Raw genomic sequence first — 26,447 nt, 5'->3', positions numbered from 1 at the left:
TTTGCTTCCTCCTGTTGGGTAACCATCAATTCCGCCCGTTGCATCCGGGCCATGCTTTGCGCTTCAATGGGCGCCGTTCGCAAACGACATGACGCCCCGATGAAAGACCTTTCCGCTGCCAAGGACCTCGCCACGATGGAGATCAGCAACCGGCTGTTCTTCCGTTTCTTCCAGGCCGCGAACACGCTGCACACCAAGGGCACCCAGGCCCTCGACGCGTTCGGCGTGACGACCCAGCAGTGGTCCGTGCTCGGCGCCCTGTCCCGACCCAAGGTCAAGGAAGGCATGGGCGTCGGGGAGCTGTCGCGCTTCCTCCTCGTCAGCCGCCAGAACCTGTCGGGCATCCTCACGCGCCTCGAACGCGACGGCCTGATCGAGCGTGCGACGAGCGAAGAAGACCGCCGCTCCGTCAAGGTCAGGCTCAGCGCGAAGGGCGAGGAGCTGTGGGTCAAGCTCGCCGATCCCATCCACGACTTCTACGACCAGGCGCTGAAAGGCTTCTCGTTCGACGACCGGCTGCAGTTCATCCATTACGTCAGCCTCTTGCAGCGCAACATGGCCAAGCTTTAAACCTGGTGCGCCGCGATCTTCTGGCGACCGATGATCATCTTCATGATGTTCGCGGTGCCGTCGCCGATCTGCAGCCCCATGACATCGCGATAACGCTGACCGAAGTCGTAGTCGCTCGCGTAACCGCCGTGACCGTGCGTGAGCAGGCACTGGTGGATGATTTCGCACGCCAGCTTGGGCGCCCACCACTTGCACATCGCCGCCTCGGCCGTGTGCTCGAGGCCCTGGTCCTTCAGCCACAGCGTCTTCAGGCATAGCGCGCGGCAGGCCTCGTACATCGTCTCGGCTTCGGCCAGCGGGAAGGTCACGCCCTGGAACTCGCCGATCTTCTTGCCGAAGGCCTCGCGTTCCTGCACATAGCGCCAGGTCTCGTCGAGCGAGGCGCGCACCACACCCATGCACTGGATGCCGATCAGCGCGCGGCTGTAGTCGAAGCCCTGCATCACCTGCACGAAACCCTTGCCCTCGTCGCCGAGCATCATCTCGGCCGGCACGCGCACGTCGTCGAAGAAGATCGAGCCGCGACCCACTGGGCGGGTGCCGATATCGTCAAAGGCCGTGCGGGTGATGCCCGGCAAGTCCATCGGCACGAGGAAGGCACTGATGCCACGGGCGCGGTCGGCGTCGCTGCCGGTGCGGGCAAACACCACCGCCACGTCCGACTGGGTGGCCATCGAGATCGAGGTCTTCTCGCCGTTGAGCACCCAGAAATCGCCGTCGCGCGTCGCCTTCAGCTTGAGGCGCGCCGCGTCGGAACCGGCGCTCGGCTCGGTCAGCGCGATCGCGATCGACTTCTTGCCGGCGATGACCTGGCCCAGCCATTCCTTCGCGATCTCCGGCTTCGCATAGTTGGCGACGATCTGGCCGCACAGCGAGGTGAGGAGGTTCACGTACGAGACATTGAAGTCGCCGTAGGAGATCTGCTCCAGCAGCAGGCCGCTGGTCACGCAGTCCACGCCCAGGCCGCCGTGCGCTTCCGACAGCTCCGGCCCGAGGAAGCCGAGTTCGCCCATCTCGCGGATCACTTCGCGCTCGATGCGCTCGGCCTTTTCACGTGCCTTGTAGCTCGGGGCGAGACGCTCGCGGGCATAACGGCTGGCGGTATCGACGAGCGCCTGCTGCTCGGGGCTGAGACTGAAATCCATCGCTGCTCCTCCTTTGTGGGTTTTGCGCATTCTAGGGATTACAAAATAAATGTGTCAATACATTGATAAATAATTTTCCGAGGACGGGCTGTTTGTGTTCGGCGCGCCATGGTCAAAATATGTGCCGGCGCCTTGGTCTACAAAAGGTTTACGGTAGATCTATAATGACCCTCAGCCGCTTTGGTGTATCGCCATGCTGTGTAAAGCTATTGACTTATAATTTCGAACGGAATAGCTTTCGCTTCGCCGTCGGCGGAGGCCGGGGCCGAGATCACGGAGAGAGACACGCCCCGACGTCGGGCGTGGCAGCGGCAGGGGGACACGACTTCAGCATTGCGGTCCCCTGCTCTTGTCGCGAGTCCGATGGCATGAGCTGCGATCTCGCACGACATCACAGAAGGTTGCGCGGGCCGAGCCCGCCGAGAGAGGAGAAAAGGACATGAATTTCGACCCGGTGCTGCTCGCCGACCGCATGGCCCCGATGAAGGCCGCCGGCGTGTGGCGCGACGAGACGATCGATGTGCATTTCCGGCGTGCGCTCGAAAACTGCGCCGACAAGCTGGCCGTCGTCGGCTACCGCGACGGACAGCCGGAGCCAGTTCGCCTCAGCTATCGCGAACTGGACCGGCGCGTCGACCTGATCGCCCGCGGTCTCGCGGCACTGGGCGTGGGCAAGTCGGATGTCGTGACCTTCCAGCTGCCCAACCGATGGGAATTCGTCGCGCTGTCGCTCGCGTGCGCGCGCCTCGGTGCTGCGGCCAACCCGGTGATGCCGATCTTCCGCCAGCACGAACTCGGCTACATGCTGAACTTTGCCGAATCCAAGGTCTTCGTCGTCCCGACGGTGTTCCGCAAGTTCGACCACGCTTCGATGGCGCGCGAACTGCAGCCGAAGCTGCCGCATCTGAAGCAGGTCGTGGTCGTGGACGGCGACGGCGAGGACAGCTTCGACCACGTGCTCATGCGCGAGGACACCCCGCCGCTCTCCGGCCCGGGGCTCGCGCCCGACGACGTGTCGCTGCTCATGTACACGTCGGGCACGACGGGCGAGCCCAAGGGCGTGATGCACACCTCGAACACGCTCTTCTCCAACCTCCATGCCTACATGGCGACCATGGAGCTCAGCCCCTCGGACATCATCCTCGGTGCGTCGCCGATGGCGCACCTCACGGGCTACGGCTACCTCGCGATGCTGCCGCTGATCCTCAACTCCACCACCGTGCTGCAGGAAATCTGGGATGCGGCGCGCGCGCTCGAGATCGTCCGTGACGAAGGCGTGACCTTCAGCATGGCATCGGCCGCCTTCATCGCCGACCTGTGCGCCGCAGTCGAAGCGGGTTCCCCGGTGTCGCCGCAGTTCACCAAGTTCAACTGCGCCGGCGCGCCGATTCCGCCGGTCGTGGTCCAGCGTGCCTGGGACCTGATGGGCATGCGCGTCTGCTCCGCGTGGGGCATGACCGAGAGCGGCGCCGTGACGGTCACCGAACCGGCGCGTTCGCTGGAAAAATCGGGCATCTCCGACGGCCGGCCGCTTCCCGGCATCGAAGTGCGCATCACCGACGCCAGCGGCACCGAAGAACTACCCGTCGGCGAGACCGGCAACCTGCTGATCCGCGGTTCCTCGCTGTTCGCCGGCTACCTCAAGCGCCCGCAGCTCAACGGCGTCACCGCCGGGGGCTGGTTCGACACCGGCGACCTCGCCTACCAGGACAGCGAGGGCTACATCCGCATCAACGGCCGCAGCAAGGACATCGTGATCCGCGGCGGCGAGAACATCCCGGTTGTCGAGATCGAGAACCTGCTCTACCGCCACCCCTCGATCACCACGGTCGCCGTCGTCGGTTACCCCGACCGGCGCCTGGGCGAGCGCGTGTGCGCGTTCGTGTCGCTGAAACCCGGCTGCACGCTCAGCTTTGACGACATGACTGCCTATCTCGACAAGCAGCAGGTCGCCAAGCAGTACTACCCCGAGCGCCTCGAGATCGTCGAGGACCTGCCCCGCACGCCGGCCGGCAAGCTGCAGAAGTTCAAGCTGCGCGAGACCGCAAAGTCCTTCGGCAACGGTCAGTGATGACGGCGGGAAACGACAAGATGACTTCGGTAATCCTCACTGAAACGCGCGGCAAAGTCGGCCTCATCCGCATCAACCGCCCGGAAGTCTTCAATGCGCTCAACGACGACGTGATGACCGCGATCGGCGAGGCGCTCGACGGCTTCGATGCGGACCCCAGCATCGCCTGCGTCGTGGTGACCGGCTCCGAAAAAGCCTTCGCTGCCGGCGCAGATATCGCGGCGATGCGGGCGATGGACTACATGGACGCCTACAAGGGCGACTTCATCACGCGCAACTGGGAACGCCTCAAGACCTTCCGCAAGCCGACCATCGCCGCGGTATCGGGCGTCGCGCTGGGCGGTGGATGCGAACTGGCGATGATGTGCGACATCGTCTTCGCTGCCGACAATGCCCGCTTCGGCCAGCCGGAGATCAGGATCGGCACCATTCCCGGCGCCGGCGGCACGCAGCGCCTGCCGCGTGCGGTGGGCAAGACCAAGGCGATGGACCTGTGCCTCACCGGGCGCATGATGGACGCGCAGGAAGCGGAGCGCAGCGGCCTGGTCGCGCGCATCTTCCCGCCCGAAAGCGTGCTCGACGAAGCGCTCGCCGCGGCCGCGAAGATCGCCGAGTTCTCGCTGCCGGTGTTGATGATGATGAAGGAAACGGTGAACCGCGCCTTCGAGGGACCGCTCAACGAAGGCCTGCTGTTCGAGCGGCGCACGCTGCACGCGACCTTCGGTCTGGCGGATCAGAAGGAAGGCATGGCCGCCTTCGTCGAGAAGCGTCCGCCGCGCTTCACTCACCGCTGAGGTCGATTCGTGGATCCGACGCACAGTGCAACCCCGGTCCGGCCTCGGCGGGGCGGACTCGTACACGGCATGCAGCGCCACGAGTGCTGCGCATGCCGCTATGTCTACGACGAGCGGATCGGCGAACCCGATGACGGCATCGCGCCGGGTACGCGCTGGGCGCAGGTCCCGTCCGACTGGGGCTGCCCGGATTGCGGACGGCCCAAGTCGGGCTTCGCGAACATGGCCGACTGAACCAGCACGCGGGGCGGGACGAAAGCTTCCGCCCCGCGCCTGCCATCACAGCCGACGACTGCCGTTCGCCTGCACCTGCAGATCGGGCACTGCGGCTGCGCGGTCCATGCAGCTGCGATAGCGCATGTTCACCCTGTTGGCGAACCACTCCGTCGTGATCTTGCTCGTGATCTTGGGGCTCTTCAGCCGGATCTGCGGAACCGCCTCGTGGGGCACCGGGCGCCCGGCCGCTTCGTCGGCGAGCGCGAACACCCGCTGGTAGAGCGTCGTCCGGCCGAAGGCTTCGGTTTTCTCCTGTTGCAGCGCGGAGTCGATTTCGGCCTCGTTTAGCCGCAGGCGCCGCGAAATTTTCGCGACGGCCCGCTGCGTATCGCTCGTGGCGGCGCTGGGGCGGCCATCCTCGTAGCGCAGCAGGTCCCCGTCCGGCACCAGCGGCCGCCCCGCCACCTTGCCCAGCGCCAGCTGGAACGCGGCGTTGCGGCTCGCGTAACGGCCGGCGTTGAAGTCTGCGAAGCGGTAGAGCGGGCTGCGGTATGGCGCGGGATAATCCAGCAGGTGCGCAATGCCGAAATAGACCCCGCCGCGGCGCGAGAACACGGCCTCCCGCACCCTGCCGTTGGTCACGCCCGCGTAGGGTTTCTCGCGCAGATGCGCTTCGGCGAACGCGACGCTCACCTGCATCGGGCCACCCGTGTGCACCGGGTTATAACCGCTGAGCAGTCGCTTGCCGCCGGGCACCTCGTCGATGATGTCGCCGTAGAGGATGCTCATCTGGAGCTCGGTCTTCAGGCTGTCGATGCGTTGCCGGTACGTCCGCCCGTCGCGCGAAGGCTTCGCGAGTGCGGCATCCAGCGCCATCTTCGGGATCAGGTAGTGCTTGCGCCGCGTTTCGATCTCGCGCCACACGATGCGCGACAGACCGGGCACCACGGGATCCGCCTGGAAACCCGATTCCTGCTCGATGACGGCGATCGATGCGCAGAAGTTCTCCGCGCTGGGCGCGAGGTGCAGCCCCATGAAGGCTGCGACGATGTCCGCCGCCCACTCGTCGCGTTCGCGGGCGACACCGGGGGGCAGCAGCGCATACACGAACCGGCGCGCTTCCTGCTCGTGCGCACGCGGCGGGAAACCCGGGACGAAGCGGCCGTCTGCCGGGGCTGGCGGCACGGCTCCCGGAGGCGGCGGAACGACGCCAGGGGCCGGTGCAGCGCCTGGCGGCAGCGGCACGGCACCCGGCGATGGCACCCCCGGCACCGGCAGGGCGGACGCCGACGAAGACGCGTCGGGCGCTCGCATTTCCACCGGAGCGGGCGCCTGCACGGCGGCAGGTTCAGTAACGGAGGCACAGCCACCCAGCATGGCGGCCAGGCCGAGAACAGCGGGAACAGGTCGGAAGATGTGCTGCGGAGTCATCAGGCGGGATACGGGAAACCAGGCTGTTTCATCCGGAGGATTCCGGTGCGCCGGCACGCCGGCGGCCAGGACCTTTGCCGGGCCACCAGGCAGGAGCGCAACACTACCAGATTGTGCGGCGCGATTTCGGGTTTTTTCCTGCCTGCGCGGTCTGCAGTCGCGCGGCGAATTCCGTTCGCGGCCGTGCCGCACGGGCCGCCGCATGGGTCTAACATGTAGCCTGATCGCCCCGGCGGCCGAATGGCGGGCGGGGCGGCGCAGGGCTTCGACAGGCTCAGCCCGAACGGTACTTGTCCGTCGGGCCAGCACCGTTCGCAGGATGATGGATCGCAACGGCGCATCCCGCGACTGCTACCAATAGAACGACAACGGAGAGAGCAGATGAGGATTGCAGTGATGGGAGCCGGCGCAGTCGGCTGCTACTACGGCGGCATGCTCGCGCGCGCCGGCCACGAGGTGACGCTGATCGGCCGTCCCGTGCACGTGGATGCCGTGACGCGCGATGGCCTGCTGCTCGACACGCGCGATTTCCAGGAGCGCGTGCCCGTGCGGGCGAGCACCAGCGCCGAGGCCGTGCGTGGTGCGCAGCTCGTGCTGTGCTGCGTGAAATCGACCGACACCGCCAGCGCCGCCGCGGAACTGGCGCCGCACCTCGCGGCGGAAGCGATCGTGCTCAGCCTGCAGAACGGCGTCGACAATGCGGAGCGGCTGCAGGCGCTATTGGGCCGTGAGGTTGGTGCCGCCGTGGTCTATGTGGCGACCGAGATGGCGGGCCCCGGCCATGTGAAGCACCACGGCCGCGGCGAGCTGGTGATCGGGCCGTCCGACGCGTCCGCCCGGCTCGTCGAACTGTTCGCCGCCGCTGGGGTGCCTGTCGAAGTTTCGGACAACGTCGTCGGCGCCCTGTGGGCGAAGCTGATCCTCAACTGCGCCTACAACGCGCTGTCGGCGATCACGCAACTGCCCTACGGCCGGCTCGCGGCCGGCGACAGCGTCGAGGACGTGATGCGCGACGTGGTACAGGAATGCCTCGACCTGGCGTGGGCCGAAGGCATCACGGTGCCGGGCGACAGCTGGGAGTCGGTGCAGCGGATCGCGCAGACGATGCCGGCGCAGTTCTCGTCGACCGCGCAGGATCTCGCGCGCGGCAAGCGCAGCGAAATCGATCACCTGAACGGCTTTGTGCTGCGCCGGGGCAAGGCGCTGGGCGTCGCAACACCAGTGAACCGCGTGCTCTACAGCCTGGTGAAGCTTCTGGAAGAGCGCGACGCCGGCCAGCTTGCATCCCCTGCCGCCTGACCGACGCACCCCGGCGCCGGATCACCGCGGCTTGCGCTGCCCGGTCGTCTGGCGCCGGGGGGCCTCATTGCGTCGCGGCTTGCCGCGCCCGCCGCCGCGGCCCTTCGAATCGCGCCGCCGCCCGTGCTGGCGCGCAAGCATTTCGTCGATCGTTTCGGAGGTGCTGCGCGCGAGCGCCACGGCGACTTCGGCGTCGGGATAATGCTTCGGCAGGCGATAGCCCAGCCACGCATAGGCCGAGTACTTCTTGCACGCATCCTCGGCGGCCTGCAGCGCGTAACGCCCGCTGCCCATCGGCTCGATCGCAAGATGCGCGGTGCGCTCTTTCGACAGCGCGCGCGCCCATTCCTGCCACGCCTGGTTGAGCGACTCGACGCGCGTCGATACCGGTACGAGCGACAACGTGAAGCGGTACTCGAGCGACAGCGGCAGCGTGTCGAGCCAGCGCGCGCGCTCGATCTGCTCGGTGAGGTCGCCGGGCAGGAAGAAGTCGTCGGTGAGGTCGATGTTGCGCGAGAAGAGTTCGAGCAGCCGCGCGAGTGCGCGCTCGCCGGTCGCGGCCGAGATGCTCTTGAGATGATGGAGCGAAGGCGTCACGTAGAAGCCGCGGCTCGACAGCGGATCGGCCGACGTGCGCATCAGCCGGGCGACGATGCGGTGCGTGTGGTCGTCGAAGCCCGCGACGAGGCCGGCCTCGTGCAGGCCGAAGCGCCCTGCCCGCCCGGCGATCTGGTGTGTGAGCCAGGGCGGCAGGATGTCCTCCGAGATGCCGTCGAACTTCTTCGCGGTCGAGAACACCACCCGCGCGACCGGCAGGTTCAGCCCCATGCCGATCGCGTCGGTCGCGACGACGATGTCGGCCTCGCCGTCGCGAAAGCGCTGCGCCTGCGCGCGTCGCACCTCCGGCGACAGGTTGCCGTAGATCGTCGCGACGCGAAAACCCGCCTCGGCGATGTTGGTCGCCCAGTTCAGCACGTCGCGGCGCGAGAACGCGATCACCGCGTCGCCGCGCCGCAACTGCCCGATATTGCCCACTGCACGCGGCGCCATCTCCAGCGGCGACTTGCGTTCGAGCGTGCGCACCTCCAGCTCGCAGCCGAGGCGCTCGGCGAGAGCTTCCACTGCCGGACGCGCGGACAGTGCGCCGAGCAGGAACACGGTCTTCGCCGCGGCCCCGCACACCGCCGCCGTCCACGCCGAACCGCGCTCGAGGTCCTCCAGCATCTGGATCTCGTCGATCACCGCGACCTCGACCGGCCGCGACGTGTCGAGCATCTCGATGGTGCTCGCAACGTGGGTCGCGCCGGGGGTGATGCGCCGCTCCTCGCCGGTGACGAGGCTTACCGCGACGCCGCGGTCCGCGAGGCGCTCGTAGTTTTCCAGTGCCAGCAGGCGCAGCGGCGCCAGATACACGCCGCTCGCCGCCTGCGCCAGCGCCTCCATCGCCTGGTGCGTCTTGCCCGAATTGGTCGGCCCCAGGATCGCAATGAAACGGCGCCGCATCATGAACGCCGTCTCGAAGGACTCCGGATAGCGCGTCAGCTTGACCGTGTCGCGCGCGGCCTCGGCCAGCGTTTCCACGCGGCGGCGCGCGGCCGCTTCCGCGAGCCGGTCCTCGACGATGCGGAAGCGCCGGCTTGCCAGTTCCTTGCCGGTTTCCAGCGCACGCAGGAAGCGCGCACCGTCCAGCCCTTCGGCCTGCGCCCGCTGCAGCACCCCGGTGACGAAGGCGCGCACGTCGGCCTCGAAGTCGGCGACCGACGACATGTGGAGCCGCTCGCGCACCAGCGCGAGATGCTTCTCCTCGGGCAGCTTGCGCCACTTCTGCACGCGCGCCAGCACGCAGCGCTCGGGCACCAGGCGATAGGGGAAACGCCGCCCGCCGGCCTCCACTTCGCCGGCGACCTCGATTGCCACTGCCCCCTCGTTGTGCACGAGGCGTGCGTTGAAGCTTTGAAGCCACAGATGCAGCTCGCGGGCCACGTCGAGCAGCGAATCGTCGCCCTCCGGGTCCTCCCCGGCTGGCACGACGTCCTCGGGGTCGATGAAGAAATCGTCTTCCAATTAAGGTGTTCCGCGAATCAAAGGATGGAGAGTCTCACGTCCGGGCCGGGTAGTGAAAGTGCCGTTCGGCGGCCGTATCCGGAGGCAGGACGTGCCGCGAATGTCGAATCCTTTCCAAGCATTCGATTTCGAGATGCATTGCATCAGAATAATTCACTTTACGTGATCCGTTGCCGCCGGTAGCCTGCGCTTTCACATTGATCCACCGACACCGGAAGACGAAACATGCCCTACGTGAACATCAAGATTACGCGCGAAGGTGCCACCCCGGACCAGAAGGCCGAACTGATCCGCGGCGTCACGCGGCTGCTGCAGGATGTTCTCGGCAAGAATCCGCAGACCACCGTCGTCGTCATCGACGAGGTCGATACCGACAACTGGGGAATTGCGGGCGAGAGCGTGACAGTTCGGCGCAAGCGCGGACAGTGACCCGCAACTGGCATCAAGTCTGCGGCAGTAGCGGACGAATCTCCAGCCCGTAGCGCCCCCGGGTCACCGGCATCGCGAAATCGAAGCGGTCGACCTGCATGCACAGATTCAGGTCGGCGAGTGGCAGCGCCGGGTCGGTGCCCGCGACAAAGCGCCGGCCGAAATCGGAATTGCGCACGCGCAGGGCCAGCGCTTCCCGGTCGATCGGCTCGCCCTGCAGACCGGCGGCGAGGTAATCTGCACAGGCGATGTCCTCGTCGCCGTCGCGGTCGATCCATTCCCCGGTGGTGATCAGTGCGACCCGCTCCAGCGGGGCCGCCCGCAACGCGCGCAGCGTTGCGCCGGCGCACACGAGGCTCGCGGCGAAAAGGCGCGGCGCCGTGCGAAAGCGCAGGAGCGCCTGCACACCCGCCGCGGTCGACAGGATCACCGGCCGCCCGGCGAGCTTCAGATCCTGCACGCGCGAGGGCGAGTTCCCCAGGTCGAAGCCGGGCATCGGACGCCCCCCGGGCAAGGCCCCCACCGTCAGCGCGTCGGGCAGGAGATCGAGCAGGCGATCGGCTTCGCCTGCGGTCCCGACCGGGTGGATTTCCGACGCGCCCGCCGCGAACGCGTAGGCTGCGGTGGAAAAGGAACGCAGCACGTCGATCGCGACGACGGCGTCGAAGTCGTGCGACACCTGCACGAGGCGGTTCAGGCTGATTCGATGGATTTGCATCGTTCCATCATACGGCATGGGGTCACCCACGGTGAGCTCGGTTCACGCCACTGAACGATTGTCCGTGCCATTGTCCAACTGCCCGCGCCCCCAACTCAGCAATGGCAACCCGACGCATGAGCAACCTGAAGATCCGCATCGCGGAACGCGCCGCCGACATCCCGCATGAAGCCTGGAGCGCATTCGCCGAACCGGGCCACCCCTTCCTGAACGGCGATTTCCTGCGCATCGTCGAGGAACAGGGGGTCGCCGTACCCGAGGCCGGCTGGCAGCCGCTGCACCTTGTCGCGAGCGAAGACGACGCGATCGTCGGCCTGCTGCCGCTCTACCTGAAGAGTCACTCGCACGGGGATTTCATCTACGACTGGAGCTGGAAAGCGGTGTGGGAACGCTTCGGCCGCCGCTACTACCCGCGCCTGATCTCCGGCCTGCCCTACACGCCGGTCGCCGGGGCGCGACTGCTGGTCGCGCGTGGTGCCGCAGACGCCACGGCGGTGTGCAACGCGCTGATCGGAGTCGCGAAGGGCATCGTCGAGGAGAACGGTTTTTCCACTTGGCATGTCGCCCTCGCCTCGCCCGCGGACATCGAGGAGCTGCACGCCGCGGGGCTGCTCGTGAGCCACGACGTGCAGTACCACTGGTCCGACGCGGGTTTCGGCGACTTCGCCGGCTACCTGCAATCCTTCTCGGCCGAGAAGCGCCGCAAGGTACGCGCCGAGCGGCGGCGTGCGGCGGAATCTGGGCTGCGCATTGCCGTGCGCCACGGCGGCGAGATCGGCGCGCACGAGTGGCCGGCGCTGCATGCGCTGTACAAGTCGACCTTCGACCGCTTTGGCAACCATGCCGCCTTCAGCATCGAATGCTTCGCCGCCCTCGCCGCAACCCTCGGCGATCGCATGATGGTCTTCACGGCCAGTGACGGCAATGTGCCGGTCGCGGTGTCGTTGTGCTTTCGCAGCGACGACACGCTGTACGGCCGCTACTGGGGGGCAAGCCGGCACATCGACAGCCTGCATTTCGAGTTGTGCTTCTATCAGGGCATCGACTACTGCCTGCGCCACGGCCTGACCCGTTTCGAGCCCGGCGCCGGTGGCGAACACAAGATCTCGCGCGGCTTCACGCCGCAGGTCGTGTGTTCGGCGCACTGGATTCCGGATCCGGACATGCGGCGCCTGATCGCCCCGCACCTCGAACGCCAGAAGGCCGGCGTCGCCGCCTGGCAGGACGATGCGCGCAGCCATTTGCCCTTCCGCAAGCCGGAAACCGGCCTCGCCTGACACCCGGACGGCGCGCCCCGCACGCGCTGTGGCATGATCGGACGAATCATGACGACACACGCCATCATCTTCTATCACGCCGACTGCCTCGACGGCTTCGGCGCCGCCTATGCCGCGTGGCGCCGTCACGGCGACGCCGCGCGCTACCTGCCCGTGCATTACGGAAACCGCTGGACGGTAGACGACGTCGCCGACCGCGACGTGTTCATCCTCGATTTCTCGTTTCCGCGCGCAGAACTCGAACAGATGGCTGCGCACGCCCGCTCGGTCTGCCTGATCGACCACCACGCCAGCGCCCGCGCGGCCTGGGCCGAGCTGCTGCGCGCAGACGACGGGGCCAGTCGCGCCCGCTACGACGATCCCGCCCGCAGGCTCACGGTGATCTTCGATCTGGAACACTCCGGCGCCCGGCTCGCCTGGGAACATTTCCACCCCGAAAGCCCGGTCCCGGCCGCGCTCGCGCACATCGAGGACCAGGACATGTGGCGCTTTCGCCTTGCCGGCACGCGCCCGTTCTGCCGCGCCCTGCGCATGCGCGACTTCGCCTTCGCGGCGTGGGATGCGATCGTGCGCGCCAGCGAGGATCCCGCCTCCCCCGCACACCGCGCGCTGCTCGACGAGGGCGAAGCCGTGGACCGCTTCCTCGCCATCGAAGTCGAGCGGCTCGCGTCGAGTGCGCTGGTGATGCCGGTCACCCTGCAAGCGACCGCCGCGCCGGGCGAAGCGGCCTCCGCGTCCGATACGCTGGTTCGCGGCTTGGCGATCAATGCCAGCGCGGCCTTCGCCTCCGAACTCGGCGGACGCCTCGCGGAACGCGCGCAGACGTTCGGCCTCGTGTGGCAGTTGTCCGGCGATGGCGTGGTCAAGGTTTCGCTGCGCGGCTGCAACGTCGTCAACGTCGCGCGCCTTGCCGAACACTACGGCGGAGGCGGTCACCCCAACGCGGCCGGCTTCCGCATGCCCTTGCGGGACTTCATCGAGCACATCCTTTCGCCCCGGCCGGACGAGCAGCGCTGAATTGCGGCTGACACGCACTCCATAATCCGCCATGCTCCGAAGGTGCCCCGTGCAGATGGACTCGCGGGACCGGCATCGGCGCAATCCCGACGAATAACCCAGCGCAGTTACATCGCAATGCCCAACTCACGCGAAGACGACAAGACCGGCGACGCCCTGAAGGCCCAGCGTTTCCACATGCTGGAAGACATCGCAGGCGAACTGTCGCACAAACTCGTTTTCCCGACCTGCTTCGATCTCACCATCCGCCTGCGCGAACTGCTCGATGACCCGGAGGTCCCGATCGAGAAGATCAGCGCCGCCGTGAGCCTCGACCCGCTGATCAGCAGCCGGCTGCTGAGCGTCGCCAATTCCGTCCTCAACCGCCGCAACGGTCCGCCCGTCAAGGATCTGCAGGGCGCGGTCATGCGCATCGGCACCAAGTCGGTCCGCGCCCTCGCGCTCTCGCTCGCGATGAAGCAGCTCCTGCTCGGCAAGGGCCTCACCGATTTCGACGGCATTTCGACGCGCCTGTGGAAGCATTCGGTCACGAGCGCGGCCGCCTGCACCGTCCTCGCGCAGAAATTCGGCCGCGTCACGCCCGACCAGGCAATGTTCGCCGGCCTCGTCCATGATCTCGGCGCAAGCTACATGCTGTACCGCGCCGCGCAGTACGAGGAACTGCGCGAACGGCCGGACACCGTGCGCCACCTCGTCTACCAATGGCACGAGAGCATCGGCGAATCCCTGCTCTTCTCGCTCGGCATCCCCGAGGACATCGCCGTCGCCACGCGCGACCACGACCACCCGCGCCCCGTGCCGGAGTACCCGCGCAACCTCGCCGACATCATCTACATCGGCAACGTGATGGCAGGCGGCCATTTCGAGTGGATGAACAAGGACTACGACAGCGCTGCGCAGGAACGCGCAAAACTCGGCGAAGCCTATCTGGCCCTGACGGACGAGGTGGAGTCGATGGCACAGGAGCTGCACGCAGCCCTCGACGGTTGAATCCGTGGTGCGTCCCCGAATTCAGGAGCGTCGCGGAATGCCGAACAGCCGCAGGATGTCCTCGAAGACGCGCACGCTCTTGCGCGGATCATAACGTTTGAAAAGCATCTCCTGCTTCGCACGCTGCGCCGGCGGAAGCGTCTCGATGATCAGCTCGCGCTCCTGCTCGATATCCGCCCGCATCCGCTCGGTCACGAGAAAGAAGGAAATCGGCAGGAACAACCCGTCGTGACGGCGCAGATGAAAGCGCGGATTGGCAGGAAGCACCTGCTCGGCAACGTGGCTTTTCATGATTCTCTCACCCCGCGAAAGACCTCCCTGCCTGTATAACGGTTCCGGGGGGCAGTTGCGGTGACAGAAATCAAATTCGGGGAAAAATAGAATTGCCGGGCGCCGGTCGCTACCCCCGAAGGCGCCCGGATTGCGCTCCTCAGTGGCGGATGCAAACCTTCCCGAAATGGCGGCCGCTGGCGAGGTACTGCATCGCTTCGCGCAACTGATCGAACGCGAACACGCGATCCACGACGGGCCGCATGCCGTGGTGTGCGATCGCACGCGCCATCGCCCTGAAATCCTCGCCGCTGCCCACGGTGATGCCCTGCAGGCGCACGTGACGTGTGACGATCATCCCCAAGGGCGCGTCCATCACCGACCCCGCCAGCACGCCGATCATGCTGATCGTGCCGCCGGGTCGCACCGCGCGCAGCGATTGCGGCAGCGTGCCCTGTCCGCCGACTTCCACGACGTGGTCGACGCCGCTTCCGCCTGCCATGTCGCGGGCGACGCGGCCCCATTCCGGCGTGGTCCGATAGTTGATGGTCTCGTCCGCCCCCATCGCCCGCACACGCGTGAGCTTCTCGTCGCTGGACGAGGTGCAGATCACCTTCGCGCCGAGCATCTTCGCGAACTGCAGGGCAAACAGCGATACGCCGCCCGTGCCCTGCACGAGCACCGTGTCACCCGCCTTCACCCGCCCTTCCGTGACGAGCGCCCGCCATGCGGTGACCGCGGCCGTTGGCAAGGTGGCGGCCTCGACGTCGTCCAGGTGGGCGGGAACCGCCGCAACCTTGGACGCAGGAACGACCATGTACTCGGCCATCGTGCCGTCGATCTCGCACCCCAGGCTGTGCGCCAGATGCTCGGCGCTCGGTTCGCCCGCGGGCCAGGTCGAAAAGAACAGCGGACAGACGCGATCGCCGATCCGATACGAATCGACGCCCTCGCCGACCTGATCGATCCGCCCCACTCCATCGCACAGCATGATGAGCGGCAGTGCCTTCATCCGCGACCCGTAGCCGCGCCGCGGCACCAGCAGATCACGGTAGTTGAGTGCGGACGCGGTCATCTTCAGCCTGACCTCGCCCGGCCCGGCGGTCGGTTCCGGGCGTTCGCCAATCCGCAGGTTCTCGTCCGACCACGCTGTTTCGACCTGGAAGACTCTCATGAACATTCACCCTCGCGATCCGGTTCCGATGGAAGGCAATGCTAATCGATCGGACCCCGGCTCGGCAGATAGCCCCGCCCGATCGACAGGCGCCCTCCGCAATGCGGCGACCCATCGATCCCTCCTTTGCTATGCTTCCCGTGGCGGATGCCGAGCCCGCCCCCGACAAGCACAACGGAGCAGTCATGAGCGACACCACATATACACCGCCCAAGGTCTGGAAATGGGAAGCCCCCAGCGGCGGCAAGTTCGCCAACATCAACCGTCCCGTCGCCGGCGCCACGCACGACAAGGAGCTTCCGGTCGGCAAGCACCCCTTGCAGCTCTATTCGCTGGCGACCCCGAACGGCGTGAAGGTCACGATCATGCTCGAGGAGCTGCTCGCGCGCGGCTTCGCCGGAGCGGAATACGACGCCTACCCGATCCGCATCAACGATGGCGAACAGTTCGGCAGCGGCTTCGTCGCGATCAACCTCAACTCCAAGATCCCCGCCCTGCTCGACCGCAGCGTCACGCCGCCGCTCCGCGTGTTCGAGTCCGGCTCAATCCTGCTGTACCTCGCGGAAAAGTTCGGGGCCTTCCTGCCGCGCGAGCCCGCCGCGCGCACCGAATGCCTGTCGTGGGTCTTCTGGCAGATGGGCAGCGCCCCGTTTGTCGGCGGCGGCTTCGGCCATTTCTACGCTTACGCCCCGGAAAAGTATGAATACCCGATCAACCGCTACGCGATGGAGGTCAAGCGGCAGCTGGACGTGCTGAATCGCCTGCTTGCCGAGCGCCCCTATATCGCCGGCGACGAGTACACCATCGCCGATATCGCCATCTGGCCGTGGTACGGCGGGCTGGTGCTGAACCAGGCCTACGACGCAGCCGAGTTCCTCGACGCCCCCAGCTACACGCACGTCCTGCGGTGGGCACACGAGATCGCACGAAGACCGGCGGTGCAACGCGGCCGCAAGGTGAACCGCACCTGGGGCGAACCGGCCGAGCAACTCCACGAACGGCACGATGCCAGCGACTTCGAGCTGCGCACGCAGGACAAGCTCGCCCCGAATACCGGGAACTGAACCCGCACAAGAAGACGCGGGCGCGGCCTTCATCTTGACTTGTTTCCATATTTCCATAAACTTGGAAATATGGAAACGCTCAACGCCGCCGAACTTCTCGCTGCCCTCGGGCACGAATCCCGTCTTGCCATCTTCCGCCTGTTGGTCGAAGCCGGCCCCGAGGGCATGAATGCCAGCGCCATCGGCGAGCATCTCGGACTCCCCGGCGCGACGCTTTCCTTCCACCTTTCGCACTTGGCGCGCGTCGGTCTCATCAAGGGCGAACGGGAAAGCCGGTTCATCCATTACTCGGCCGCGTACGAGACGATGGATGAGCTGATTGCCTTCCTGACGAGGAACTGCTGCCAGGGCAAGGCCTGCCTGCCCGCGGCCACGACATGCGGCACGGTGCAGAAGCGTCGCCGCCCGACATCCAATCCGCAAGACTGAAAACCATGAACAAGCTCAAGACGGTCCTCGTGCTGTGCACCGGGAACTCCTGTCGCTCGCAGATGGGCGAAGCGATCCTCAATCACGACCTCGCCGGTCTCGTGCGTGGAATCTCCGCCGGCACCCGGCCGCAGGCGAAGGTCGCGGACGGCGCCATCGAAGCCCTGAAGCTCGCCGGCCTGCCGACCGAGGGGCTGTATCCGAAGGATGTCGCCGCCCTGACGGACGAGCCGATCGATCTGGTGGTGAGCGTCTGCGACAACGCGAAAGAGACCTGCCCGGTCTTCCCCGGCGCGGTCAGGTGCATTCACCTTCCTTTCCACGACCCGCACGGCGAGCCGCTGGAAAGCTTCGTTGCGGTGCGCGACGACATCCGCGCCCGCCTGGTCCCGGCGGTTCGCCAGGCCCTGGGTCTGTAGGGAGCGCCGATATGTCCGCCCAATGTGAAGTCACCGCCAAAGTCGCTACTGGCGTTCCGATGAGCGTCTTCGAACGCTTCCTGACCGTCTGGGTGTTTCTGTGCATCGTCACCGGCATCGTGGTCGGCCAGACGGCACCCGGCCTGTTTCAGGCCATCGGCCGCATGGAGATCGCGCAGGTCAATATCCCGGTCGGCCTGCTCATCTGGGTCATGATCATCCCGATGCTGGTGAAGGTCGATTTCGGTGCGCTGCATGAAGTGAGGCAGCACGTCCGCGGCATCGGCGTGACGCTCTTCGTGAACTGGCTCGTGAAACCCTTCTCGATGGCCTTCCTCGCGTGGCTCTTCGTGCGCAACCTGTTCGCGCCGATGCTGCCGGCCGACCAGCTCGACAGCTACATCGCCGGCCTCATCCTGCTGGCCGCCGCGCCCTGCACGGCGATGGTGTTCGTGTGGAGCCGGCTCTCCAACGGCGATCCGCTCTTCACCCTGTCCCAGGTCGCGCTCAACGACACCATCATGGTGTTCGCCTTCGCCCCCATCGTCGGCTTCCTGCTGGGCATCTCGGCCATCACGGTGCCCTGGGGCACGCTGATCACCTCGGTGGTGCTCTACATCGTCATCCCGGTCGTCTTCGCCCAACTGTGGCGCCGTTCCCTGCTCGCTAAAGGACAGGCCGCCTTCGATGCGGCGATGGCGAAGATCGGGCCGTGGTCGATTTCGGCGCTGTTGGCGACCCTGGTGTTGCTCTTCGCGTTTCAGGGCGAAGCGATTCTGAAGCAGCCGCTCGTGATCGGCCTGCTCGCCGTGCCCATCCTGATCCAGGTGTTCTTCAACTCGGCGCTCGCCTACTGGCTGAATCGTGCCGTGGGCGAGAAGCACGATGTCGCGTGCCCGTCGGCGCTGATCGGCGCCTCCAACTTCTTCGAACTGGCCGTCGCGGCGGCGATCAGCCTCTTCGGATTCGAATCCGGCGCGGCACTGGCAACCGTGGTGGGCGTCCTGATCGAGGTGCCGGTGATGTTGCTGGTGGTCAGGATCGTGAACGCTTCGAAGGCTTGGTATCAACGGGCCTGAGTTTCTGCGACGGGACGTCCTGGGGCATTGTCAGGTTGCGCGGTCTGGCCGACGGGGATTAGCGTGTGCATATCGGAATGAGGGGATACGCATCATGCGCACCAGCATTATGATCGACGACAAGCTGATGAACGACACGCTCCGCGTAACCGGCTTGAAGACCAAGCGCGAAGCGGTGGAACTCGCCCTCAAGACGCTTCTTCGCCTTCGTCAGCAGGAAGAGATCCGCCGGTTTCGTGGCAAGCTCGACTGGCAAGGCGATCTCGACACGATGAGGACCGAAAAATGATCCTGGTCGAGTCCAGTGCCTGAATCGACTACTTCCGCGGAACCGTGATCCCGCAGACGGAAAAGCTGGACTCGCTGCTTGGAACAGAGCTCATTATTACAGGCGACTTGATCCTGACTGAGGTACTGCAAGGCTTCGCAAGCGAGCGTGACTTCAACCAGGCCAGAACGCTTATGACCTCGCTGGTAATTGTTGAGCTGGGTGGGCAAGAAATTGCCATTCAAGCGGCCAGAAATTTTCGTTCGTTGCGGGCGCTGGGTGTAACGGTACGGAAGACTATCGATACCGTGATTGCTACCCGCTGCATCGAAAGCGGGATGGCCTTGCTGTACAGCGACAGGGATTTTGATCCGTTTGTAGAGCACCTGGGCCTCCAACCGGCGCTCACTGCGACCTGAACGCTGGAATGCAGTGGACCGTCAAGAAGGACCGCGTTCATGGGCCTCCGCGGCGGGGGCGCCTTGTCTCAGGGCCGTTTTGTGCCCGTAATCTACAAAATTTTAAACGTGGGGCGATCTCATCCCATCGCTCGGTGCCATATATCGAATTCGTCGGAAACTTGACCCCATTTCCCCGTTATAGCCGGTGAGTTTGACATAGCCATATGCGTCGCCTATGTTTGTGCTGTAATAAATGGTTGCACGGATCCCATTCGGTTGCTATCGTAATTTTTAGATAGGTGGAATGGCGACGCACGGATTTTTTCTACCAATGCACTCCAGGAATTAAATACGATGGGTGGATTTTCAATCTGGCACCTGATCAGCGTCTTGTTTATGATTGCCAATCTTGCGATGATTGTTCACATTGCAGTTTCACCACGAACAGAAGGTTGGCAGAAGGCGGTATGGCTTGTCGCTGCTTTACTCATCCCACTCATCCCGTACCTTATTTGGTTGATCGCGCGACCGTCGGTAGCCTCCGGTGAAGTCAGTATTACAACTCGGGAATCAACGTCATCCGCTCAGGAAACTGAGCAGAACATCCCTCGAGAATTTCTTCAGCGGTCTGATCATGAATTTACCGATATCCAACGGTTAAACGTTGACGAAGATCGCATTTATTGTCAGATCGCCGATGAGCTTGAGACTGGATCTTATGATAAAGGATTGTGGATTCGTCTATTCGGCGAGTGTGGCGGTGACGAAAAGCAGACAAAGGTCATGTATATCAAGCAGCGGGCGGAGCGACTAATTGCCTCCACGAGAGCTCGCGTTGAGCAAGCCGCAGCGGAGCAAGCTGCCCACGTAGGGGAATTGGAAAGAATTCGACGCGAACTTAGCGGGCTTGTGGACCCTAGGCTTGCGATTGCCGTATGGGAAGGCAACTGGGCTACCGCAAGCAACTTGCTTAGCGATGGCGTAAAGCCAACGGGCACCGATGAGAACGGTAATTCGCTGCTGGATCTTGCCGAGAAGCGCGGAGACAAGCAAATGGTCCGCTTGCTGCAATCTCACGGAGCCACAGCAGATCATCGCGCCTGAACGATGCCAAAGTTGCCCACCCCATTCCCTCCGGACCTTCGCGAAAAGCCGCGCAGCCCGGTGAATCCAAACTACGGACGCTCCAATGCGAACCCCCTTCGGTCTTCGCCAGCGCAACTACTATCCCTGGCTCTTCATCGGGCTTGCCGTCGCCGCCAACGCGGCAGCCTTCTCGCTGCTACCGACAAGGCTGTCACCGGAGCTCTTCCTTTCAGTAACCGGCGCCGTCGCGGCTCTGGTCCACTTCCTGTATTCGCAGCACAATCACAATACGGAGCGCTTCATCAGCCTGTTCCGTGACTTCAATGCCCACTATGACAGGTTGAACAATCGGTTGAATGCACTCCTGCTCAGGGATGGCAGCCTCCTGCTGACAATCGAAGACAAGCAATTGCTCTATGACTACTTCAACCTGTGCGCCGAGGAATACCTGTACTTCAAGTCGGGCTACATTGACACCGAAGTTTGGCAGTCGTGGTTGAGAGGCATGAAGTACTTCGCGTCAAACACAGAAATTCGGCGTCTCTGGTGCGAGGAGCTTGAGTCCGGCTCCTACTATGGGTTCTCTCTTGCGCTCTTCGATGCAGCGCCCTAACCCCGTCCTCAAAGGGACGTACCGCAAGCGGGCCGCCCCTCGCGTCGAACATTTAGCGCCAAGAGAGTTGCGATGAATTCCCGAATATTTCTACAAAGGCTATTTGAAGGGTATGTTCTTTCGTTTAGAAAGTTGTCGTGGCATACAACTTCTAACTATTCTGACATCACAGCAGCCGAGCTTGGACATTTTTCAGAGCTGGGCGCGAAGCTCGGATACCTGGTACGGAGAGAAATGAATTGGCACTTCCCGCGAGATCTCTGCTGGGTGCCATTCGGTAGTAAAGAAGCGTACCTATATCTGGAAAGGGAAAACAAGGATTCGCGGTGTAAGCACACTATCGAGAAGATGCTAAATCCCGCCAATAGCAAAGAAGTTAGTCTGCTGGTTGCCAGTTTCGGGTTTTTGCGCCCTGGCTCGTTTGATTGGGCGAAAGAACAATTTCGGAGGGGGCTTTTGAGTCACCAGTCAGCCCTTCTATATGCCTGGGTAGGTCTTGATGAAAATATGGGGCCTTTCACAGTTAACGCCGCTGTAATTGATGTTGACGGTGTGGTGGAGTGCCGTGCGAACCCTTCGATTGATGAGGGAGGTTTCTGGCAAATTAACTATGAATGTGAGCATGCAGATTGGCGCTAACAATTCTCTGCATCCGACGGGCGCAAAAAGCCGCGCCGTCCGGTGATCAACGTTAGCAACAGGAAAAGGAGAAAGCCAATGGTACAAACACGATTGACGGGTAAAGTGGCGGTGGTGACGGGAGCGGCCCGGGGCATCGGGGCGGCGACGGCCAAGCGCCTCGCCGCCGACGGTGCGAAGGTAGTCGTGAACTACGGCACCAGCGCGAAGGCGGCCGAGAAGACTGTGGCTGAGATCACTGCGGCGGGCGGGAAAGCGATCGCGTTTCAGTGCGACGCGAGCGATCCTGCGGCCGTGGCCAAATTGTTCGACGCGGCCGAGCAGACGTTCGGTCCGGTTTCAATTCTGGTGAACAATGCTGGCGTGCACGAGCTTCGATCGGTTGAGGACGCGGACACGACCCACTTCGAGAAGGTGTTCCGTGCCAACGTCCTGACCACCCTCCTGGCGACCGCCGAGTTCGCACGCCGGATCGGGACGAACGGGGGACGAGTGGTCAACATCTCGTCCGGCGGTGCCCGCGCCGCGGTGCCGGGGGCGGGCGTTTACTGCGCGTCCAAGGCGGCGGTCGAGGGGCTGACGCGCGCGCACGCACTGGAGTTGGGGGTGAAGCACGTGACGGTCAATGCCGTCGCCCCCGGAGCGACCGCCACCGACATGCTACAACTGCTGCCCGAGGATGTGAAGAAGCAGATGATCGCCAGCACCACCCTCGGTCGCCTGGGGACGCCGGAGGACATCGCCGACGTGGTCGCCTTTCTGTGTTCCGACGATGCCCGCTGGATCACCGGCCAGTTCTTCGACACAAACGGCGGGATGCGGGTTTGAGGCGAAAACCACAGCCACCCGGTCAAAAACAGCAGCGGCAGGCCAATTTGTCGAGGATGCGGTGATCTTCGCCGAGTTTGCAGAGCGATTCGAAATGGCGATCGAGATCCTCGAACAGGATGTACCCGAGGGAGAACTCGTCCGGCCGCCGGAACATGGGGCGCTTCAACTGCTCGATGATCTCCCTTTCCCGAACGGCCGGTGCCACCAGGTAGAGATGCTCTTCCTTGCCGGGGATGGAGAGCGCCATGTCGGTCAGCCGCAATATGCCGGAATAGATGGAGGTGCTTTTCTCGACCTCGAAGGCGGCGGCGATTTGCGCCTTTCCCTTGTACAGCCAAAGGACATCGATCAGCTCTGCCGTCGCATGCACTTCCGGCGGGAGCCCCAGGTCCGGGAGCCCTTCCAGGCTGTGGTATCCGAGCGCGCGGCCCTGGTATTGGGCACTACGATCGTTGCGTGCTACGAGTATGTCATACCCGAGCGCGCGCCCGAGTTCGGATAGCTGGTACTGGACCTTGGTGTGGAGGCGTTCTTCCGCGACGTCCTGCTCGATCTGGGCGTGGCGCTTGCGCCGAAGCTGTTCGAGCTTTTCCTGCGCGGCAACCAGGGTGCCCTGCCCGCTGGCGTCGGGTGCGAGCCGCCCTACCCCGATCTCGAACAACATTCCGCTGAATGCGCCGAGATCCCTGGATAGTGTGCCCAGCGTCGAGTTGGCCTGAATGATCGTCTCGCGCATTTCCAGATAGCTCTCCCACGATCCCAGTTTCTTCCTCGCCTGGAAAAGCGCGTTGAAGCCGTTGAGCATGGCCGTGTTGAAGGGCGGGAAGAGCTCGGGATGGAGAAAGTAGAGGATGTTGGCGACCGCCGGCCCGAGTCCCTTGATGCCGCGGCCGGCAAGCTTCAGGACCTCCTTCTCCAGGGCCCCTACGTCGGTGGTCTTGAGGCAGGCATGCAGGAATTCGCCGAAAGCCTGCTTGTTGGCGTCGTTCTCGTAGATGTCCGGGATGCGAAGCTTGGGTTTCCAGTAGAAGGGATGCGCGGCGCCTTCGAACACCTGCTTCTGCTCGGCGATGCAGCTCAGCACGAACTCCAGCGATGAGCCTTTGAAGTCGTTCGGAAAACGGTGCTGCCGGATGTCCTCGACGACGGTGCCGACGCCGCGGCGGATGCTGCGGAACGCCTTGAGGCGATCCTCGCTGCTGACAAACCACGTGTTGTAAACCGATTCGCGGTCGCTCTTGTAGGCCTGGGCGATGGGCTGGAGTGTCTGTTTCATGACAGGGAATTATGGGAGAGCCCTGCCGCTTTTTCCAGTCACGGCGCACGGGCGCCCTGCGTTCCCGGTGATGCCGCTACTTGATCGCCCCCACGGTGAAACCCGCGACGAAGCGGTCGACGAACAGGTTGAAGACGATGGCGATCGGGACGCTGACGATGAGGCAGGCGCCCATCATCGAGCCCCAGAAATAGACGTCGCCGCGCACAAGGAAGGTCGGCACGCCGACGCTGACGGTGTATTGCGACGAGCTGGTGATGAAGGTGAGCGCGTAGACGAATTCCTGCAGCACCAGCGTGAAGGCGAAGATCACCGCCGTCAGGATGCCGGCCGAGCAGTTCGGCACCACGACCTTGAGGAAGGCGCCGAAGCGGGAGTAGCCGTCCATCATCGCGGCTTCCTCGATGTCGCGCGGGATGGCCTTGAAGAAGCCCATCAGCAGCCAGGTGCAGAACGGCACGGTGAAGCTCGGGTAGACCAGCACCAGCGACCACAGCGAATCCTGCAGCCCGAGCGAGGCGATGATGCGCGAAAAGGGAATGAACAGGATGGTCGGCGGGATGAGGTAGGTGAGGAAGATGCCGATCGCCATCTGCTGGCCCCAGCGCCCGGCGAGGCGTGCCAGCGCGTAGCCGGCCGGGACGGCGAGCAGTAGCGTGATCGCGACGACCGAGACGCCGACCAGCGTGGTATTCCCCAGCCAGCGGACGAATTGCGTATCGACGACGAGCACGCGCAAGTGTTCGAGCGTGGGCGGATGGTTGAAGAGGAAGGGGTTGTTCGCGGTGGCGAGGAGGTCGTTGGTCTCCTTGAAGGTCGTGATCAGCATCCAGTAGAACGGGAAGGCCGAGAAGGCGACGAAGGCGGCGAGCAGGCCGAAATGCCCGCCGCGCGCGGCCCAGCGTTTGATGGTGATGGTGGATGTGCTCATCTCAGGTCACCTCCGCCCGCCGCGCCAGCGTGAGGAACAGGATCGCCACCGCGACCAGCACCGGGAACAGGAAGAGCGCGATCGCGGCGCCGCCCGCGAGGTCGCCGCCCTGGATGCCGGTGAAGAACGCGAGGCTGGCGATGACCTGCGTGGTGTCGTAGGGGCCGCCGCGGGTCAGCACGTAGATCACGATCATGTCGGTGAAGGTGAACACGATGCCGAAGAGCAGCGCGACGAGCATGATCGGCATGACCAGCGGGATGTTGATGAGGAAGAGGTGGCGCCAGAAGCCGGCGCCGTCCATCGCCGCCGCGTCGTGGATGTCCTGGGGGATCGAGCACAGGCCCCCGAGGATGATGACCGTCGCGAGCGGCAGCAGGCGCCAGACGTTGACCATGATCACCGAGGCCATCGCGAGGTCCGGCTGGCCCAGCCAGATCGGCCATGCGTTCGGGGCCAGCAGGCCCAGGCCGCGGGCAATCCAGTTGATGATGCTGTAGACCGGGTCGAAGATCCACAGCCAGCCGATGCTGCCGAGCGAGATCGGCGCGACCCATGGCAGCAGGATCAGGAAGCGCACCAGCCACTTGCCGCGGAAGTCGCGGTACAGCGCCATCGCGAGGATCTTGCCGAGCACGACGACGAAGGCCTGCGAGATCAGCGTGAACACCACGGCGTTGCGCAGCGACTGCCAGAAGGTCGCGTTCTCCAGCGCGAGGCGGAAGTTGTCGAGGCCGACGAAGTGCAAGGTGCGCGTGCCCACCGTGGCATCGCTGACGCTGTAGTAGAGGCCGATCGCGAAGGGGAAGCCGACCAGCAGGACGATGTAGAGGATCGCCGGCGCGAGCAGCAGCCGCCCGAGCCAGCGCTCGTCGTCGAACAGCGTCGGGCCGTGCCGGGCGGCGGGCGCGCGCATCTCAGCTCACCCGCCGGCCGCTGGCGCGGTCGAAATGGCGCAGGTCGCGCTCGCGGACGGCGAATTCGTGGCGTTCGCCCGCGGACACCGGCAGCTCCGGGCCGGCCGGGAGGCGCGCGATGACGCGGCTCGGGGGTAGCGGCGGCGCCAGGGTGCCGTACACCAGACGGTCGGCGCCGAGGTACTCGACCCGCCCGACGTCGAGGGTGAAGCGGCGCATCGGTTCGTCCTTTGGCCGCGCCTCGACCGGCATGAACTGTTCGGGGCGGAATCCGGTGATGATGTCGTCCGTTTCGACAAGGTTCATCGGCGGCGAGCCGATGAAGGTGGCGACGAAGGTATCGGCCGGATCGACGTAGATTTCGCGCGGCGTGCCGAGATGGTGAATGCGGCCGTGATCGAGCACGGCGATGCGGTCGCCCAAGCCCATCGCTTCGATCTGGTCGTGCGTCACGTAGATGGTGGTGGTGCCGAGGCGCCGCTGGAAGTGCTGCAGCTCGTCGCGCGCGGTGCTGCGCAGTTGGGCGTCGAGGTTGGAGAGCGGTTCGTCGAGGAGGAAGACTACCGGCTCGCGCACGACGGCCCGCGCGAGGGCCACGCGCTGGCGTTCGCCGCCGGAGAGCTGGCGCGGCTTGCGCTTGAGGAGCCGTTCGATGGAAAACATCGCCGCCGCCCGCTGCACGCGCTCGGCGGCTTCCGCGCCGCGCATGCCGTGCGCCCTGAGCGGAAAGGCGATGTTGTCCGCGACCGTGAGGTGCGGGTACAGCGCATAGCTCTGGAACACCATCGCCATGTTGCGCTCGCGCGGCGGCAGCGGCGTCACGACGCGTCCGTCGATCAGCACGTCGCCCGACGACGGCGTCTCCAGCCCGGCGATCATCCGCAGCAGCGTCGTCTTGCCGCAGCCGGACGGGCCCAGCAGCACCAGGAACTCGCCCTCGCGCACCGGCAGGTCGATGCCATCCACCGCGGCCACGCCGTCGAAGCGCTTGAACAGCGCCCGGGTCTCTACCGTCGCCATGGCGGCGGT

At 64.9% G+C, this 26,447-nt stretch carries 29 protein-coding genes; 19 read left to right on the top strand and 10 right to left on the bottom strand.

The features are described from left to right. The first annotated feature begins 99 nt into the window (after positions 1–99). Positions 100–570, top strand: a complete 471-nt coding sequence (locus tag CDA09_RS11765) for a MarR family winged helix-turn-helix transcriptional regulator (protein WP_121428822.1) — start codon at positions 100–102, stop codon at positions 568–570. Here the strand turns inward: CDA09_RS11765 and aliB are convergent. Next, a complete protein-coding gene (aliB, locus tag CDA09_RS11760) occupies positions 567–1,715 on the bottom strand; it encodes a cyclohexanecarboxyl-CoA dehydrogenase (protein ID WP_121428820.1) in 1,149 nt (382 codons plus the stop codon). The two genes, CDA09_RS11765 and aliB, sit on opposite strands and share 4 nt — an antisense overlap. A 439-nt stretch (positions 1,716–2,154) precedes the next feature. On the opposite strand from aliB, the gene aliA reads away from it, so the two are divergent. The 3 genes from aliA to CDA09_RS11745 all read left to right on the top strand — a co-directional run bounded on the left by aliA (position 2,155) and on the right by CDA09_RS11745 (position 4,814). After that, on the top strand, positions 2,155–3,786 hold the full coding sequence (gene aliA, locus CDA09_RS11755) for a cyclohexanecarboxylate-CoA ligase (protein ID WP_121428818.1): 1,632 nt from the start codon (positions 2,155–2,157) through the stop codon (positions 3,784–3,786). A gap of 20 nt (positions 3,787–3,806) precedes the next feature. After that, on the top strand, positions 3,807–4,580 hold the full coding sequence (locus CDA09_RS11750) for an enoyl-CoA hydratase (RefSeq protein ID WP_121430844.1): 774 nt from the start codon (positions 3,807–3,809) through the stop codon (positions 4,578–4,580). Positions 4,581–4,649: 69 nt separating this feature from the next. Further along, positions 4,650–4,814: a rubredoxin gene (locus CDA09_RS11745; RefSeq protein WP_121428816.1), complete on the top strand. Its 165-nt coding sequence runs from the start codon at positions 4,650–4,652 to the stop codon at positions 4,812–4,814. Between the two features lie 45 nt (positions 4,815–4,859). On the opposite strand, the gene CDA09_RS11740 is transcribed toward CDA09_RS11745, so the two are convergent. Further along, positions 4,860–5,981, bottom strand: coding sequence for a DUF1615 domain-containing protein (locus CDA09_RS11740; RefSeq protein ID WP_286164097.1), 1,122 nt, complete (start codon positions 5,979–5,981; stop codon positions 4,860–4,862). A gap of 627 nt (positions 5,982–6,608) precedes the next feature. On the opposite strand from CDA09_RS11740, the gene CDA09_RS11735 reads away from it, so the two are divergent. Beyond that, positions 6,609–7,526 carry a ketopantoate reductase family protein gene (locus CDA09_RS11735; protein WP_121428812.1) on the top strand — a complete coding sequence of 306 codons (918 nt, stop codon included), beginning with the start codon at positions 6,609–6,611 and terminating at the stop codon, positions 7,524–7,526. 21 nt (positions 7,527–7,547) lie between these two features. Here the strand turns inward: CDA09_RS11735 and CDA09_RS11730 are convergent, their stop codons facing one another. Further along, a complete protein-coding gene (locus CDA09_RS11730; RefSeq protein WP_121428811.1) occupies positions 7,548–9,590 on the bottom strand; it encodes a helicase-related protein in 2,043 nt (680 codons plus the stop codon). Positions 9,591–9,815: 225 nt separating this feature from the next. Between CDA09_RS11730 and CDA09_RS11725 the strand changes: the two genes are divergently transcribed. After that, entirely contained in the window at positions 9,816–10,019 is a 204-nt protein-coding gene (locus CDA09_RS11725; RefSeq protein WP_121428809.1) for a tautomerase family protein, read from the top strand. A gap of 13 nt (positions 10,020–10,032) precedes the next feature. On the opposite strand, the gene CDA09_RS11720 is transcribed toward CDA09_RS11725, so the two are convergent. Then, positions 10,033–10,737, bottom strand: coding sequence for a 2-phosphosulfolactate phosphatase (locus CDA09_RS11720; protein ID WP_121428808.1), 705 nt, complete (start codon positions 10,735–10,737; stop codon positions 10,033–10,035). A 116-nt stretch (positions 10,738–10,853) separates the two neighbouring features. Here CDA09_RS11720 and CDA09_RS11715 point away from each other — a divergent pair, with 116 nt between their 5' ends. The 3 genes from CDA09_RS11715 (at position 10,854) to CDA09_RS11705 (ending at position 14,021) form a co-directional block, all read left to right on the top strand. Continuing rightward, the gene (locus CDA09_RS11715) at positions 10,854–12,014 is read left to right on the top strand and encodes a GNAT family N-acetyltransferase (RefSeq protein WP_121428807.1); all 1,161 of its coding nucleotides are present in this window, start codon (positions 10,854–10,856) and stop codon (positions 12,012–12,014) included. Positions 12,015–12,062: 48 nt separating this feature from the next. Beyond that, positions 12,063–13,031 (top strand): DHHA1 domain-containing protein, encoded by a 969-nt coding sequence (locus CDA09_RS11710; RefSeq protein ID WP_121430843.1) that lies wholly within the window; start codon positions 12,063–12,065, stop codon positions 13,029–13,031. A gap of 117 nt (positions 13,032–13,148) precedes the next feature. After that, positions 13,149–14,021 (top strand): HDOD domain-containing protein, encoded by an 873-nt coding sequence (locus CDA09_RS11705; protein WP_121428805.1) that lies wholly within the window; start codon positions 13,149–13,151, stop codon positions 14,019–14,021. A gap of 21 nt (positions 14,022–14,042) precedes the next feature. Here CDA09_RS11705 and CDA09_RS11700 read toward each other — a convergent pair whose 3' ends face one another. Further along, positions 14,043–14,312, bottom strand: coding sequence for a hypothetical protein (locus CDA09_RS11700; RefSeq protein WP_121428803.1), 270 nt, complete (start codon positions 14,310–14,312; stop codon positions 14,043–14,045). Positions 14,313–14,451: 139 nt separating this feature from the next. Continuing rightward, complete coding sequence (locus CDA09_RS11695) at positions 14,452–15,471, bottom strand: zinc-dependent alcohol dehydrogenase family protein (protein ID WP_286164096.1); 1,020 nt, start codon at positions 15,469–15,471, stop codon at positions 14,452–14,454. Positions 15,472–15,650: 179 nt separating this feature from the next. Here CDA09_RS11695 and yghU point away from each other — a divergent pair, with 179 nt between their 5' ends. The 10 genes from yghU to CDA09_RS11655 all read left to right on the top strand — a co-directional run bounded on the left by yghU (position 15,651) and on the right by CDA09_RS11655 (position 22,291). Beyond that, positions 15,651–16,529, top strand: coding sequence for a glutathione-dependent disulfide-bond oxidoreductase (gene yghU, locus CDA09_RS11690; RefSeq protein WP_121430841.1), 879 nt, complete (start codon positions 15,651–15,653; stop codon positions 16,527–16,529). Between the two features lie 69 nt (positions 16,530–16,598). Next, positions 16,599–16,958, top strand: a complete 360-nt coding sequence (locus CDA09_RS11685) for an ArsR/SmtB family transcription factor (RefSeq protein ID WP_121428801.1) — start codon at positions 16,599–16,601, stop codon at positions 16,956–16,958. A 5-nt stretch (positions 16,959–16,963) separates the two neighbouring features. Next, entirely contained in the window at positions 16,964–17,377 is a 414-nt protein-coding gene (locus CDA09_RS11680) for an arsenate reductase ArsC (protein WP_121428800.1), read from the top strand. 11 nt (positions 17,378–17,388) lie between these two features. Further along, a complete protein-coding gene (gene arsB / locus CDA09_RS11675) occupies positions 17,389–18,456 on the top strand; it encodes an ACR3 family arsenite efflux transporter (RefSeq protein WP_174718437.1) in 1,068 nt (355 codons plus the stop codon). Positions 18,457–18,550: 94 nt separating this feature from the next. Further along, complete coding sequence (locus CDA09_RS11670) at positions 18,551–18,745, top strand: type II toxin-antitoxin system VapB family antitoxin (protein ID WP_121428796.1); 195 nt, start codon at positions 18,551–18,553, stop codon at positions 18,743–18,745. Between the two features lie 44 nt (positions 18,746–18,789). Beyond that, positions 18,790–19,143 (top strand): type II toxin-antitoxin system VapC family toxin, encoded by a 354-nt coding sequence (vapC, locus tag CDA09_RS11665; protein ID WP_217351245.1) that lies wholly within the window; start codon positions 18,790–18,792, stop codon positions 19,141–19,143. 336 nt (positions 19,144–19,479) lie between these two features. Further along, positions 19,480–20,229 (top strand): hypothetical protein, encoded by a 750-nt coding sequence (locus tag CDA09_RS23180; RefSeq protein WP_128106562.1) that lies wholly within the window; start codon positions 19,480–19,482, stop codon positions 20,227–20,229. Between the two features lie 85 nt (positions 20,230–20,314). Continuing rightward, positions 20,315–20,824 carry a hypothetical protein gene (locus CDA09_RS11660; protein ID WP_121428794.1) on the top strand — a complete coding sequence of 170 codons (510 nt, stop codon included), beginning with the start codon at positions 20,315–20,317 and terminating at the stop codon, positions 20,822–20,824. Positions 20,825–20,896: 72 nt separating this feature from the next. Beyond that, the gene (locus CDA09_RS23175; RefSeq protein WP_128106561.1) at positions 20,897–21,463 is read left to right on the top strand and encodes a hypothetical protein; all 567 of its coding nucleotides are present in this window, start codon (positions 20,897–20,899) and stop codon (positions 21,461–21,463) included. Positions 21,464–21,541: 78 nt separating this feature from the next. Then, on the top strand, positions 21,542–22,291 hold the full coding sequence (locus tag CDA09_RS11655; protein WP_121428793.1) for an SDR family NAD(P)-dependent oxidoreductase: 750 nt from the start codon (positions 21,542–21,544) through the stop codon (positions 22,289–22,291). A 22-nt stretch (positions 22,292–22,313) separates the two neighbouring features. On the opposite strand, the gene CDA09_RS11650 is transcribed toward CDA09_RS11655, so the two are convergent. From CDA09_RS11650 to CDA09_RS11635, 4 genes are all read right to left on the bottom strand, one after another. Continuing rightward, on the bottom strand, positions 22,314–23,570 hold the full coding sequence (locus CDA09_RS11650; protein WP_121428791.1) for a type II restriction enzyme NmeDI-related protein: 1,257 nt from the start codon (positions 23,568–23,570) through the stop codon (positions 22,314–22,316). Between the two features lie 76 nt (positions 23,571–23,646). Continuing rightward, positions 23,647–24,501, bottom strand: a complete 855-nt coding sequence (locus tag CDA09_RS11645; protein WP_121428790.1) for a carbohydrate ABC transporter permease — start codon at positions 24,499–24,501, stop codon at positions 23,647–23,649. Between the two features lies 1 nt (position 24,502). Next, the gene (locus CDA09_RS11640) at positions 24,503–25,417 is read right to left on the bottom strand and encodes a carbohydrate ABC transporter permease (protein WP_121428788.1); all 915 of its coding nucleotides are present in this window, start codon (positions 25,415–25,417) and stop codon (positions 24,503–24,505) included. 1 nt (position 25,418) lies between these two features. Then, a complete protein-coding gene (locus CDA09_RS11635) occupies positions 25,419–26,438 on the bottom strand; it encodes an ABC transporter ATP-binding protein (RefSeq protein ID WP_121428787.1) in 1,020 nt (339 codons plus the stop codon). Between the last annotated feature and the right edge of the window lie 9 nt (positions 26,439–26,447).

Source organism: Azoarcus sp. DN11, assembly GCF_003628555.1.
Taxonomy (GTDB): domain Bacteria; phylum Pseudomonadota; class Gammaproteobacteria; order Burkholderiales; family Rhodocyclaceae; genus Aromatoleum.
This window is presented reverse-complemented; position numbering and strand designations above follow the sequence as displayed.

Bases quoted from the DNA above. Each gene is read 5' to 3' on its own strand.
- CDA09_RS11765 (WP_121428822.1), top strand. From the start codon at position 100: ATGAAAGACCTTTCCGCTGCCAAGGACCTCGCCACGATGGAGATCAGC.
- aliB (WP_121428820.1), bottom strand. From the start codon at position 1,715: ATGGATTTCAGTCTCAGCCCCGAGCAGCAGGCGCTCGTCGATACCGCC.
- aliA (WP_121428818.1), top strand. From the start codon at position 2,155: ATGAATTTCGACCCGGTGCTGCTCGCCGACCGCATGGCCCCGATGAAG.
- CDA09_RS11750 (WP_121430844.1), top strand. From the start codon at position 3,807: ATGACTTCGGTAATCCTCACTGAAACGCGCGGCAAAGTCGGCCTCATC.
- CDA09_RS11745 (WP_121428816.1), top strand. From the start codon at position 4,650: ATGCAGCGCCACGAGTGCTGCGCATGCCGCTATGTCTACGACGAGCGG.
- CDA09_RS11735 (WP_121428812.1), top strand. From the start codon at position 6,609: ATGAGGATTGCAGTGATGGGAGCCGGCGCAGTCGGCTGCTACTACGGC.
- CDA09_RS11725 (WP_121428809.1), top strand. From the start codon at position 9,816: ATGCCCTACGTGAACATCAAGATTACGCGCGAAGGTGCCACCCCGGAC.
- CDA09_RS11720 (WP_121428808.1), bottom strand. From the start codon at position 10,737: ATGCAAATCCATCGAATCAGCCTGAACCGCCTCGTGCAGGTGTCGCAC.
- CDA09_RS11715 (WP_121428807.1), top strand. From the start codon at position 10,854: ATGAGCAACCTGAAGATCCGCATCGCGGAACGCGCCGCCGACATCCCG.
- CDA09_RS11710 (WP_121430843.1), top strand. From the start codon at position 12,063: ATGACGACACACGCCATCATCTTCTATCACGCCGACTGCCTCGACGGC.
- CDA09_RS11705 (WP_121428805.1), top strand. From the start codon at position 13,149: ATGCCCAACTCACGCGAAGACGACAAGACCGGCGACGCCCTGAAGGCC.
- CDA09_RS11700 (WP_121428803.1), bottom strand. From the start codon at position 14,312: ATGAAAAGCCACGTTGCCGAGCAGGTGCTTCCTGCCAATCCGCGCTTT.
- CDA09_RS11695 (WP_286164096.1), bottom strand. From the start codon at position 15,471: ATGTTCATGAGAGTCTTCCAGGTCGAAACAGCGTGGTCGGACGAGAAC.
- yghU (WP_121430841.1), top strand. From the start codon at position 15,651: ATGAGCGACACCACATATACACCGCCCAAGGTCTGGAAATGGGAAGCC.
- CDA09_RS11685 (WP_121428801.1), top strand. From the start codon at position 16,599: ATGGAAACGCTCAACGCCGCCGAACTTCTCGCTGCCCTCGGGCACGAA.
- CDA09_RS11680 (WP_121428800.1), top strand. From the start codon at position 16,964: ATGAACAAGCTCAAGACGGTCCTCGTGCTGTGCACCGGGAACTCCTGT.
- arsB (WP_174718437.1), top strand. From the start codon at position 17,389: ATGTCCGCCCAATGTGAAGTCACCGCCAAAGTCGCTACTGGCGTTCCG.
- CDA09_RS11670 (WP_121428796.1), top strand. From the start codon at position 18,551: ATGCGCACCAGCATTATGATCGACGACAAGCTGATGAACGACACGCTC.
- CDA09_RS23180 (WP_128106562.1), top strand. From the start codon at position 19,480: ATGGGTGGATTTTCAATCTGGCACCTGATCAGCGTCTTGTTTATGATT.
- CDA09_RS11660 (WP_121428794.1), top strand. From the start codon at position 20,315: ATGCGAACCCCCTTCGGTCTTCGCCAGCGCAACTACTATCCCTGGCTC.
- CDA09_RS23175 (WP_128106561.1), top strand. From the start codon at position 20,897: ATGAATTCCCGAATATTTCTACAAAGGCTATTTGAAGGGTATGTTCTT.
- CDA09_RS11655 (WP_121428793.1), top strand. From the start codon at position 21,542: ATGGTACAAACACGATTGACGGGTAAAGTGGCGGTGGTGACGGGAGCG.
- CDA09_RS11650 (WP_121428791.1), bottom strand. From the start codon at position 23,570: ATGAAACAGACACTCCAGCCCATCGCCCAGGCCTACAAGAGCGACCGC.
- CDA09_RS11645 (WP_121428790.1), bottom strand. From the start codon at position 24,501: ATGAGCACATCCACCATCACCATCAAACGCTGGGCCGCGCGCGGCGGG.
- CDA09_RS11640 (WP_121428788.1), bottom strand. From the start codon at position 25,417: ATGCGCGCGCCCGCCGCCCGGCACGGCCCGACGCTGTTCGACGACGAG.
- CDA09_RS11635 (WP_121428787.1), bottom strand. From the start codon at position 26,438: ATGGCGACGGTAGAGACCCGGGCGCTGTTCAAGCGCTTCGACGGCGTG.